Annotated in this window: 10 protein-coding genes; 5 read left to right on the top strand and 5 right to left on the bottom strand. The window is 69.2% G+C overall.

Features of this window, described 5'->3' with window-relative positions; all coding sequences use genetic code 11:
- Positions 1-52: 52 nt before the first annotated feature.
- The 4 genes from E1161_RS24945 to E1161_RS24930 all read right to left on the bottom strand — a co-directional run bounded on the left by E1161_RS24945 (position 53) and on the right by E1161_RS24930 (position 5,690).
- Complete coding sequence (locus tag E1161_RS24945) at positions 53-1,156, bottom strand: NAD(P)H-dependent flavin oxidoreductase (RefSeq protein WP_132627174.1); 1,104 nt, start codon at positions 1,154-1,156, stop codon at positions 53-55.
- An 11-nt stretch (positions 1,157-1,167) separates the two neighbouring features.
- Positions 1,168-2,808: an acyl-CoA synthetase gene (locus E1161_RS24940; protein ID WP_165939930.1), complete on the bottom strand. Its 1,641-nt coding sequence runs from the start codon at positions 2,806-2,808 to the stop codon at positions 1,168-1,170.
- A gap of 159 nt (positions 2,809-2,967) precedes the next feature.
- Entirely contained in the window at positions 2,968-4,518 is a 1,551-nt protein-coding gene (locus tag E1161_RS24935; protein WP_132627173.1) for an acyl-CoA synthetase, read from the bottom strand.
- Positions 4,519-4,652: 134 nt separating this feature from the next.
- Positions 4,653-5,690, bottom strand: coding sequence for an LLM class F420-dependent oxidoreductase (locus E1161_RS24930; protein ID WP_132627172.1), 1,038 nt, complete (start codon positions 5,688-5,690; stop codon positions 4,653-4,655).
- Positions 5,691-5,781: 91 nt separating this feature from the next.
- On the opposite strand from E1161_RS24930, the gene E1161_RS24925 reads away from it, so the two are divergent.
- The 5 genes from E1161_RS24925 to E1161_RS24905 are packed head-to-tail and all read left to right on the top strand — an operon-like array spanning position 5,782 to position 10,276.
- Positions 5,782-6,738 carry a Zn-ribbon domain-containing OB-fold protein gene (locus E1161_RS24925; protein WP_408012089.1) on the top strand — a complete coding sequence of 319 codons (957 nt, stop codon included), beginning with the start codon at positions 5,782-5,784 and terminating at the stop codon, positions 6,736-6,738.
- Positions 6,739-6,748: 10 nt separating this feature from the next.
- Positions 6,749-7,804 (top strand): thiolase domain-containing protein, encoded by a 1,056-nt coding sequence (locus E1161_RS24920; RefSeq protein WP_132627171.1) that lies wholly within the window; start codon positions 6,749-6,751, stop codon positions 7,802-7,804.
- Positions 7,804-8,964, top strand: coding sequence for a thiolase domain-containing protein (locus tag E1161_RS24915; protein WP_132627170.1), 1,161 nt, complete (start codon positions 7,804-7,806; stop codon positions 8,962-8,964). The genes E1161_RS24920 and E1161_RS24915 overlap by 1 nt, the downstream gene beginning before the upstream one ends.
- Positions 8,965-9,834: a TIGR03619 family F420-dependent LLM class oxidoreductase gene (locus E1161_RS24910; RefSeq protein ID WP_132627169.1), complete on the top strand. Its 870-nt coding sequence runs from the start codon at positions 8,965-8,967 to the stop codon at positions 9,832-9,834.
- A 10-nt stretch (positions 9,835-9,844) separates the two neighbouring features.
- Positions 9,845-10,276 (top strand): nuclear transport factor 2 family protein, encoded by a 432-nt coding sequence (locus tag E1161_RS24905; protein ID WP_132627168.1) that lies wholly within the window; start codon positions 9,845-9,847, stop codon positions 10,274-10,276.
- A gap of 382 nt (positions 10,277-10,658) precedes the next feature.
- Here E1161_RS24905 and E1161_RS24900 read toward each other — a convergent pair whose 3' ends face one another.
- On the bottom strand, positions 10,659-11,885 hold the full coding sequence (locus E1161_RS24900; RefSeq protein ID WP_132627167.1) for a cytochrome P450: 1,227 nt from the start codon (positions 11,883-11,885) through the stop codon (positions 10,659-10,661).
- Positions 11,886-11,923: the final 38 nt, after the last annotated feature.

Here is an 11,923-nt window from a genome sequence, read left to right as displayed (position 1 = left end):
GCGTGGTTCGGTGCCCTCCCCCCCGGGTGGGGAGAGGGCACCGGGGGTCGGGTCAGCGGAGCTCGTCCAGGCGGGTGAAGGTTTCTTCGACCTCGCGGAGGAGGTCGTTGAAGACTTCGGCCACCGGGCGGATCTCGTTCATGCGACCGACGATCTGGCCGACCGGCATGGAGACCGCCTGCGGGTCGCTGGCTCGCATCATGCGCTGGTGGGCATCGCTGACGAGGATGTTCTGCAGCGGCATCGGCAGCGGCTGCGGGGCGTGCGGGGCCGCCCACGCCTCAGTCCACTTGGTCTTGAGCAGCCGGGCGGGCTTGCCGGTGTAGATGCGGGAGCGGACGGTGTCGCTGGAGTTCGCCGCCAGCAACGCCTCCTGGGTCACCGAGTCGCGCATCGTCATGCCGTACTCGGCCGTGGTGAGCCAGTAGGACCCCATCCACGCCCCCGAGGCGCCGAGCGCGAGCGCCGCGGCGATCTGGCGTCCGGTGCCGATGCCGCCCGCAGCCAGCACCGGGGCGCGACCGCCGATCGCGTCGACGATCTCCGGCACCAGCACCATCGTGGCGATCTCACCGGTGTGCCCGCCGGCCTCGTGGCCTTGGGCGACGACGATGTCCACCCCGTTGTCGACGTGCCGCTGGGCGTGCTCGGCCTTGCCCGCCAGCGCCGCCACCAGGACGTCGTGGGAGTGGGCCTGCTCGATGATGTCCACCGGCGGCGAGCCCAGCGCGTTGGCGATCAACGAGATCGGGTGCCGCAGCGCGACGTCGACGTGCGAGCGGGCCACCGAGTGCAGCCAGCCCAGCACTCCGCCGCGTTCCTGCTCCTCCTCGGGCAGTTCCGGGACGCCGAGCTCGTCGAGGGTCCGGTTGACGAACTCGCGGTGCTCGGGCGGGATCAGCGAGTCCAGGTCGACCTGGGTGCCCTCGGTGGGCACCTTGGCCGGCATGACGACGTCGACGCCGTAGGGCTTGCCGCCGGAGTTCTGGTCCATCCAGTCCAGGACGCGGTCGAGCTCGTCGGGGTCGTTGAACCGCACGCATCCCAGCACGCCGAGCCCACCGGCCTTGCTGACGGCGGCCGCGACGTGCTCGGACGGGGTGAACGCGACGATGGGATGTTCGATCCCGAGCGTGTCGCAAAGCGGTGTGCGCATCTACGTTCCTCTCAGCGCGCGGCGGATTTCCGCGAGGGCTGGTTGACTTCCGCGGGTTCGTGGGTCTCGGTGTGCTTGCGCGCCCACGGGTAGTCGGGTTTTCCGCTGGGTGAACGGGTGATCTGCTCGACCAGCCACAGGCTGCGCGGCACCTTGTAGCCGGCGATCACCTGGCGCGCGTGGGCGTCGAGTTCGGCCAGGCTCGGCGCGGCACCAGCGCGCGGCTGCACGAGGGCGGCGACCCGCTGCCCCATGCGCTCGTCGGGAACACCGACGACCAGCACGTCGAAGACGTCGGGGTGCGACTTCAGCGCGCTCTCGACCTCTTCGGGGAAGACCTTCTCGCCACCGGTGTTGATGGACATGTTGCCGCGACCGAGCAAGGTGACGGTGCCGTCCGCCTCCAGCCGCGCGTAGTCCCCTGGGACGACGTAGCGCCTGCCGTTGACCTCGACGAACACCGAGGCGGACTTCTCCGGGTCCTTGTAGTAGCCCAGCGGCACGTGGCCGGTCTTGGCCAGCCAACCGATCTGCCCGGTTCCCGGTTCCAGCGGCCGGTTGTCGTCGTCGATGACGATGAGCTTCCGGTCAGCGGTGACGCGGGGTCCTTCGGTCTGCACGCCGTCCTTGGTGACGATGCCGATGCCGCCGAAGCCGGTCTCCGAGGAGCCGATCGCGTCGGTGATCACGACGTTGGGCAGCGCGTCGAGGTACTGGTGCTTGACCGAGGTCGAGAACAGCGCGGCCGTGGAGGAGATCGCGACCACCGAGGAAGCGTCGTAGTCGCCTTCGTTGAACGCCTCGATCATCGGGCGCGCCATCGCGTCTCCGACGATGGCCAGCACGTTGACCTTGTTCCGCTCCACTGCCCGCCACACCTCGTGCGGGTCGAACTCGGCAACGAAGACCGTGGTGGCGCAAGCGAAGAGGTTGCCGAAGGTGGCCCACTGCGCCGCGCCGTGGATGAACGGGGCCGCAGGGAGTCGCACCAGGCCACCGGTTTCCGCGCCGGTGCGGGCGAGTTCCCACTCGTCCTTGACGTATTCGCCGGTCATGAAGTCGATGCCGCCGCCGAGGACGCGCCAGACGTCCTCCTGGCGCCACATGACGCCCTTGGGCATGCCGGTGGTGCCGCCGGTGTAGAGCAGGTAGAGGTCGTCGGAGCTGCGCTCGGCGAAGTCGCGGTCGGCGCGCTGGGCGGCGAGCGCGGCCTCGTACTCCACGCCGCCGTAGCGGGTGTGGTCGGAGTCCGAGCCGTCTTCGATCACTAGAACGTGATTCAACGCCGGAACCTGCGGGAGCACCTCGGCGACGTGGTCGCTGTAGCGCCGCTCGTGGATCAGCGCGACCATGTCCGCGTTGTCGAAGATGTACTGCAGCTCGGCGGGGACGTAGCGGTAGTTCACGTTGATCGCGACCGCGCGCAGCTTGTACGCCGCGAGCATCGCCTCCAGCGCTTCGATCGAATTCCTGGAGTACACACCGATGTGCGCACCCGGACCCACGCCCTTGGCGGCGAGGTGGTGCGCCAGCTGGTTGGACCGCTGCTCCAGTTCCGCGAACGTCACCTGGCGCTCGCCGCAGACCACTGCGACGCGCTCAGGGACCATGTCGACTGCGTGCTCGAAGAGATCTGCGATGTTGAGTGCCACCCGAAAAAAGTAGAACGTGTTATCGCCGAAGGCAAGGGGGTGGGAGCGCTACCGCGGAACGGGCGGTTGGTCATGAACGACCTCGATGGGCAGCACGAAACCGCGTGCCGCGGGAGAGCTCCTGCCACCGCACGCGGTCGCGCACCGGGTCACCGCAGGTCAGATGGCCTTCTCGCGGCCTTCCCAGTACGGATCGCGCAGCTTGCGCTTGTAGAGCTTGCCGTTGGGGTCGCGCGGCAGCTCTTCGATGTAGTCGATGCTGCGCGGCACCTTGAACTTGGCAAGCCGTTGCTTCGCGTAGGCCAGGAGCTCCGCGGACAGCTCGTCGCCCGCGGTCACGCCCTCCGCGGGCTGGACGACGGCCTTGACCTCCTCACCCCAGTCGTCGTGCGGTACGCCGAACACCGCCACGTCGGCGACCTTGCCATGCACTGACAGCGCGTTCTCGACCTCCGCCGGGTAGATGTTCACTCCACCCGAAATGATCATGTCGTTGCGACGGTCGCACAGGTAGAGGTAGCCGTCGGAGTCGAGGTAGCCGACGTCGCCCAGGGTGAACAGGTCGCCCACCCGAGCTTCCTTGGTCTTGGCCTCGTCGTTGTGGTACTCGAAGGTCGAGCCGCCCATCCGCATGTAGACGGTGCCGATCTCACCGGCAGGCAGCTGCTCGCCGTCGTCGCCGAGCACGCTGACCACCGAACCCGGCCACGGCTTGCCCACCGAACCGGGCTTGCGCAGCCACTCGTCGGCCATGATCGTCGTACCACCGCCCTCGGTGGCCGCGTAGTACTCCACGACCACCGGACCCCACCAGTCCAGCATCGCGCGCTTGACCTCCTGCGGGCACGGCGCGGCACCGTGGATCATGGTGCGCAGCGAGGACACGTCGTAGCGCCCGCGGACCTCCTCCGGCAGCGCCAGCAGCCGGTGGAACTGGGTGGGAACCATGTGGCTGTGCGTGACGCGGTGCTCCTCGATCAGGCGCAGCATCTCCTCCGCACCCCAGCGGTCCATCAGCACCGCCGTGTGCCCGAACTGGATGGAGATGCTCACGAAGTTGAGCACCGCCGTGTGGTAGAGCGGCGACCCGCACAGGTGCACGTGGTCGTCGAAGGGCTTGAGCCCGAACACGCCGAAGAACCACGCGTTGGCGGCCGGGACGTCGTCCGGGTCGGCACCGCTCAGCGGCCTGCGCACGCCCTTGGGGCGGCCGGTGGTTCCGGAGGTGTAGAGCATCGGCGAACCCGTGGTGCGCACGTCGGGCCGCTTGGCGGGTTCATCCGCACCGAGGTTCGCCAGCGGCTGGAACCCCGGCACCTCGCCGACGGCGAAGCGCGCCGCACTGGGCAGCCCGCTGCGCGCGGCGGCGTCGGAGGCGGCATCGGCGAAGCGCTCGTGCGCGATGAACGCCTTGGCGCCGCTGTCCTCGACGATGTAGGCGACCTCGGCACCGACCAGGTGCCAGTTCACGGTCACCACGTACAGCCCGGTCTGGATCGCGGCGAAGTACGCGGCCAGCAGGTCCGCGCCGTTGGGCAGCATCAGCACGATGCTGTCGCCCGGTTCCAGTCCCATGCTCTGCATACCGCGGCCGTACCGGTCGGCGGCGGCGGCGAGCTCGGCGTAGGTCACCGAACCACCGTCCGGCGAGACCACGGCCGTTCGGTTCGGCTGCTGGTCGGCGATGTTCCACAGTCCTATGTCGGCCACGGCGGACTCCTGTCGACGGCGAGAGCTTTCCCCAGCCGACCAAACCTAGAACGTGTTGCAGTTGGTGAGCAAGGTCGCGGACCGAACCGGCTGCGGACAACCGGCCCGCACCCCACTTCTACCGAGAACAGATTTCAGCTCCGGACCGCGTCGGCGACCGACCGGGCGTGCTCGACGTCGCGGCAACCGACCAGCAGCATGTCCACGCCGGCCTCCTCCCACACCGCGATCCGCTCCCGGACGTGGTCGCGGTCGCCGATGATGGCCACGTCGTCGACCGCCTCGTCCGGAACCGCCGCCACCGCCTCCTCTCGGCGACCCGCGGCGAAGAGCCGCTCGATGTCCGAAACCGCCTCGTCATAACCCATCCGTCGGAACAGCTCGGCGTGGAAGTTCATCCCCGGCGCTCCCATGCCGCCGATGTAGAGCGCCACCGACGGCTTGAGCCTGGCGCGCTCTTCCTCCGGGTCGTCGGTGACAACGACCTGGCAGGTCGCGGCCACCTCGAACCCCTCGCGGGTGCGGCGAGCGCCCTCGCGGGCGAACCCCTCGGCGAGCCACTCCTCGTACATCGCGCCGACCCGTGGCGAGTAGTAGACCGCGATCCAACCGTCGGCGATCTCGGCGGTCTGCGCGACGTTCTTCGGCCCCTCGGCGCCCAGCCAGATCGGCAGGTCCGCGCGCAACGGGTGGGTGATCGGTTTGAGCGGCTTGCCCAGCCCCAGCGAACCGGGGCCGTCGTAGGGCAGCCGGTGGTGCGGTCCTTCGTTGCGAATCGGCGCCTCCCGCGCCAGGACCTGCCGCACGATCGAAACGTACTCCCTGGTCCGGGCCAGTGGCTTGGCGAACGGCTGGCCGTACCACCCCTCCACCACCTGCGGACCGGAGACGCCGAGACCGAGGATCGCGCGGCCGCCGGAGAGGTGGTCGAGGGTCAGCGCGTGCATCGCGCAGGAGGCCGGCGAGCGCGCCGACATCTGGGCGACCGACGTGCCGAGCCGGACGTCGCGCGTGTCCGAGCCCCACCAGGCCAGCGGCGTGAACGCGTCCGAGCCCCACGACTCGGCGGCGAAGACGGCGTCGAACCCGACCCGGTCGGCTTCGAGAACGAGTTCTTGGGCGTTCTGCGGTGGAGCGGCACCCCAGTACCCGAGCTGCAGTCCTACTTTCACCTGTGAACCTCCTTTTCCCAGCCACCCGCGGACCCCGCCCATACTGCACCTGATATTGCCGGGATGGCGAGAACATGTTTCACTTCGGGTTGTGACTGGGATCTCCGAACCGCTCAGCGCCCCGCTCAACATCGGCTTCGACTACACCCGTTCGCTCGGGACCGTGCACGGCCGATTCGCCACGTCGCTGCGCGATGGCGGCATCGTCGGCGTGCGCGGCAGCGACGGCCGGGTGCACGTGCCGCCCATCGAGTACGACCCGGACACCGCCGCCCCGCTGGACGACTTCGTCGAAGTCGGCAGCCAGGGCACGGTGGTGAGCTGGACCTGGATGCCCGAACCGCTGCCCGGCCAGCCGCTGGAGCGCGCGTTCGCCTGGGCGCTGGTGCACCTCGACGGCGCCGACACCCCGCTGCTGCACGCCGTGGACGTGCCCGGCCCGGAAGCGATCTCCACCGGGATGCGCGTGCAGGTCCGCTGGGCGGCCGAGCGCGGCAACGGGATTCGCGACATCGCCTGCTTCGAACCCGCCGGCACCACCGCGCAGCGGGAACCGGCCGGAGGTGATCCGGTGACGATGATGACCACGCCGGTGAACCTCGACTACACCCACTCCGCCTCCCCCGAGGAGAGCCGCTACCTGGAAGGGCTCCTCGAGGGACGGCTGCTGGGCCAGCGCTGCCCCGCCTGCGCGAAGGTCTACATCCCGCCGCGCGGCGCCTGCCCCACCGACGGCGTGCCCACGGTTGAGGAGGTGGAGCTGCCCGACACCGGGATCGTGACGACGTTCTGCATCGTCAACGTCCCGTTCCTGGGCCAGCGCATCAAACCACCGTACGTCGGCGCTTACATCCTGCTGGACGGCGCCGACATCGCGTTCCTGCACCTGGTACTGGGGTGCGAGGCCGATCAGGTGCGGATGGGCATGCGGGTCAAGGCCTCGTGGAAACCCCGCGACCAGTGGAGCCACACGCTGGAGAACATCGACCACTTCGAACCGACCGGGGAACCCGACGCGGCGTTCGAAACCTACGCCCACCACCTGTGAAGGAGCTGGAATGACTGACGTCGCCGTCGTCGGCTTCGCACAGGCACCGAACGTGCGCGCCACCAACGGCACCACGAACGGTGTCGAGATGCTGGTCCCCATCTTCCAGGAGGTCTTCTCCCAGACCGGTCTGTCGAAGTCCGACATCGGCTTCTGGTGCTCGGGATCGTCGGACTACCTCGCCGGCCGCGCCTTCTCGTTCATCGCCGCGATCGACGCGATCGGAGCGATCCCGCCGATCAACGAGTCGCACGTCGAGATGGACGCCGCCTGGGCGCTGTTCGAGGCGTGGGTGAAGATCCAGACCGGCGAGGTGGACACCGCGCTGGTCTACGGCTTCGGCAAGTCCTCGGCCGGGGACCTGCGCCGCACGCTGGCCCTGCAGCTCGACCCCTACTCGGTCGCGCCGCTGTGGCCGGACTCGGTGAGCATCGCCGGCCTGCAGGCCCGGATGGGACTCGACGCCGGGGACTACACCGAGCAGGACATGGCCGAGGTCGCAGCGCGAAACCGCGCTTCCGCCAAGGGGAACCCGAGCGCGCAGATCTCCGGGGCGTTCGACCCGCGAGAGCTGCTGACCGAGCCCTACCTCGCCGATCCGCTGCGCGCGCACGACTGCGCGCCGATCACCGACGGTGCCTCGGTGGTCGTGCTGGCTTCCGCCGAGCGCGCCCGGGAGATCCGCGAGCGGCCCGCTCACATCGGTGGGATCCAGCACCGCATCGAGTCGGGCAGCCTCGGCGCCCGCGACCTGCGGCGTTCGGTGTCCACCGAGGCCGCGGGCACGGCGCTGGGCACCGACGGTGTCGAGATCGCCGAACTGCACGCGCCTTTCACCCACCAGGAGATCGTGCTGCGCCGGGCGCTCGGGCTGGGCGAGTCGGTCGCGATCAACCCCTCGGGCGGGGCGCTCTGCGGGAACCCGATGTTCGCGGCCGGGCTGTCGCGGATCGGTGAAGCGGCCACGCAGGTCTTCGAGGGCAGGGCCGGGAAGGTGCTGGCGCACGCCACCAGCGGCCCCGCGCTGCAGCAGAACCTGGTGTGCGTGATGGAGGGACGGGCCTGATGGGCAAGCAGTTGGCGGCCGTGCTGGGTACCGGCCAGACCCACCACACCAGCAAGCGGCTGGACGTTTCGATGGCCGGGATGTGCCGCGAGGCGGTGGACCGCGCGATGGCCGACGCCGGGGTGGACTGGCCGGACATCGACGCGGTGGTGCTCGGCAAGGCACCGGACTTGTTCGAGGGCGTGATGATGCCCGAGCTGCACCTGGCCGACGCGCTGGGCGCGACCGGGAAACCGCTGCTGCGGGTGCACACCGCGGGTTCGGTCGGCGGATCCACCGGCAACGTGGCGGCGAGCCTGGTGCAGGGCGGCGTGCACGAGCGCGTGCTGGCGGTGGCGTTCGAGAAGCAGTCCGAGTCCAACGCGATGTGGGCGCTGTCGATCGTCCCACCGTTCAGCATGCCGGTCGGAGCGGGAGCGGGCGGCTACTTCGCGCCGCACGTGCGCTCCTACATCCGCCGTTCCGGTGCGCCGACGCACACCGGGGCGATGGTGGCGGCCAAGGACCGGCGCAACGGCGCCCGGAACCCGTACGCGCACTTGAAACAGCCTGACATCACGGTGGAATCGGTGATGTCCTCGCAGATGCTGTGGGACCCGATCCGCTACGACGAGACCTGCCCGTCCTCCGACGGGGCGTGCGCGGTGGTCATCGGCGACGAGGCCAGTGCGAACGGCCGCGGAGCTGCGTGGATCCACGCCACCGCGATGCGCACCGAGCCGACCACCTTCGCCGGTCGCGACCAGGTCAACCCGCAGGCGGGCAAGGATGCGGCGGCGGCGCTGTGGAAGCAAGCCGGGATCACCGACCCGCTGAGCGAGGTGGACGCCGCCGAGATCTACGTGCCGTTCTCCTGGTTCGAGCCGATGTGGTTGGAGAACCTCGGTTTCGCCGCCGAGGGCGAGGGCTGGAAGCTCACTGAAGCGGGTGAGACCGCCATCGGCGGCCGCATCCCGGTCAACCCCTCGGGCGGCGTGCTGTCCTCGAACCCGATCGGCGCCTCCGGGCTGCTGCGCTTCGCCGAGGCGGCGCGGCAGGTCACCGGCGATTCCGGGGAGAACCAGGTCGACGGGGCCCGGATCGCGCTGGGCCACGCCTACGGCGGTGGTTCGCAGTACTTCTCCATGTGGGTCGTCGGATCGAACAAACCTGGAGCCTGAATGAAGTTCACCATGTCGGTGGCCATGACGCCGCTGGACCAGCTCGTCGAGCTCGCCCGCACCGCCGAGGAGTGCGGGTTCGCCTCGGTCGCGCTGCCGGATTCGCTGTTCTACTCCGAGAAGGTCTCCGCTGAGTACCCCTACACGACCGACGGGTCCCGGATGTGGGACGCCGACACGCCGTGGGTGGATCCGCTGATCGGCACCGCGGCGATGGGCGCGGTGACTTCGCGGCTGCGGTTCTACACCTCGGTGCTCAAGCTCGGCCCGCGCAACCCGGTCCTGCTGTCCCGGCAACTCGCCTCGGTGGCGTCGATGACCGGCAACCGCTTCGGCCTAGGGCTCGGGCTGGGTTGGGCACCGGAGGAGTTCGAGTGGTGCGGCGCGCCCTACGCCAAGCGCGGAGCGCGGGTCGACGAGATGATCGAGATCATCCGGTTGGTCCTCGGCGGCGGAATGGTCGAGTACCACGGGAAGTTCTTCGACTTCGACAAGCTGCAGGTCTCTCCCGCCCCGTCCGAGCCGATGCCGATCTACGTCGGCGGGCACACCGAGCCGGCGCTCAAGCGCGCCGCGCGGGTGGGTGATGGCTGGGCCTCGGCGATGATGGAGCTCTCCGAGCTCCGCGAGACGATCGACAAGCTCGGCGAGTTGCGCGCCTCCTACGACCGCGCCGAGGTGCCCTTCGAGATCCAGGCGGTGTGCATCGACCGGTTCGGCGTCGACGGCTACCGCGAGCAGGCCGAGGTGGGCGTCACCGACGCGATCGTGGTGCCGTGGATCTTCGACGGGCACGGCTTCGACGCACCGCTGGAGGCCAAGAAGGATTCCATCCGCAAGTTCGCCGCCGAAGTCATCGAGAACGTCTGAGAGGCCGGAGATGAGCGGAGTGCATTGGAAGGCCACCCGCGAGTCGCATCCCGCCCGCGACGCCGCCATGGCGTCGATGGACGCGGTGGCGCGGGGCGCGAAGGACGAATGGCTCGCGCTGTTCGCCTCCGACGCGGTGGTGGAGGACCCGGTGGGACCGTCGGCGTTCGACCCCGACGGCGAGGGGCATCACGGGCGCGAGGGGATCTCGGCGTTCTGGGAGACCGCGATCGCCCAGGCCGAGCGCATCGAGTTCCACATCGACGACTCCTTCGCCTGCGGCAACGAGGTCGCCAACACCGGCAAGATCACCACCCAGCTGCCCGACGGCTCGGCGATGGACGCCGAAGGCGTCTTCTCCTACCGCGTCAACGACGAAGGCCGGATCCAGGCCCTCAGGGCGTTCTGGGAGTTCGACCGCGCGGTGGCAACCCTGCGCTGACCCGGAGTTGCGACGGCCGCCGTTCCCGCGGGAACGGCGGCCGTCTCATCTCCGGGGAACTCGACCAGGTCGCAGCCCGACAGCGCTCGATCCGGTCGGTCGCGGTTGCGGTACCCCACACCGCGAGCCCCCACACCCGTGACCAGCGCCGCCTCCGGAAAGCAGCGCCGCCTCCGGGAAGCAGCGCCGCCTCACCTCCCGCAAGACTGAACCGGCTGCCTCCTACCAAGAGTCGAAATGGAGAACCCAACCCGAAGCCCGACCCCCGCAGTGGTCCCCGATTTCAGTGGAAATCGGGGTTCGGATTTCCACTGGAATCGCGGGACCAGCGGGCGAGGCAGGACGACGGTCCTCGGTCCAAGGGCCGGGGGCACTGTCGGGGTCAGCGGTACTGGACCCGGTATTCCTTGATGCCGTTGAGCCAACCGGAGCGGAGCCGGCGCGGCTCTTCGAGCTGCCGGATGTCGGGCATGTGGTCGGCGATGGCGTTGAAGATCAGGTCCATCTCCAGCCGCGCCAGGCTCGCGCCCAGGCAGTAGTGCGCGCCCGTTCCGCCGAAGCCGACGTGCGGGTTCGGGTCGCGGGTGATGTCGAACTCCTCGGGCCGGTCGAAGACCTCGGGGTCGAAGTTGGCCGAGCTGTAGAACATCCCGACCCGCTCGCCCTCCTTGATCTGCACCCCCGACAGCTCGGTGTCGGCCATCGCGGTGCGCTGGAAGGACACCACCGGGGTGGCCCAGCGGACGATCTCGTCGGCGGTGGTCTCCGGGCGCTCGCGCTTGTACAGCTCCCACTGGTCGGGGTTCTGCATGAAGGCGTGCATGCCGTGGCTGATCGCGTTGCGCGTGGTCTCGTTGCCCGCCACCGCCAGCAGGATCGTGAAGAAGCCGAACTCGTCGTCGCTGAGCGCGCTGCCGTCGACGTCGGCTTCCACCAGCTTGGTGACGATGTCGTCCATCGGGCACTTGCGCTTCTGGTCGGCCACGCCCATGAAGTAGCCGAGCATCTCCGCCGCAGCCGTCTCCGGGTCGATGTCGTACTCGGGGTCGTCGTAGGCGACCATCTGGTTGGACCAGTCGAAGATGTCCTTGCGGTGCTCCTGCGGCACGCCCAGCAGCTCCGCGATGGCCTGCAGCGGCAGTTCGCAGGCGATGTCGGTGACGAAGTCACCCGTGCCGGACTCCAGCGCCCCGGAGGCGATCGCTTCCGCCCGCTGGTGCAGCACCTCCTCGAGGCTGTTGACCGCGCGCGGCGTGAACCCGCGCGCCACCAGGCGCCGCACCTTGGTGTGCTCGGGCGGGTCGATGTTGAGCATGACGAACCGCTGCATCTCGATCTGCTCTCGGCTCATCTCCTCGTTGAACCGGATGATCGCGGTGTTCTCGTAGGTCGAGAACACGTCGCTGCGCCGGGAGATCTCCTTGACGTCCGCGTGCCGGGTGACGACCCAGTACCCCTCGTCGTCGAATCCCGATTTCCGGAACGGTTGCTTGTTCCACCAGATGGGCGCGGTACGCCGGAGCTCCGCGAATTCCTCCAGCGGCACCCGCTCGGAGTAGAGGTCGGGGTCGGTGAAGTCGAAGCCTTCCGGAAGGCTCGGTGCTACCACGGCTACCTCCTGCGCTGCACGAACTGAAACGAGTTCTA

It is taken from the genome of Saccharopolyspora aridisoli (assembly GCF_004348445.1).
In the GTDB taxonomy this organism is placed as follows: Bacteria; Actinomycetota; Actinomycetes; order Mycobacteriales; family Pseudonocardiaceae; genus Saccharopolyspora; species Saccharopolyspora aridisoli.
This window is presented reverse-complemented; position numbering and strand designations above follow the sequence as displayed.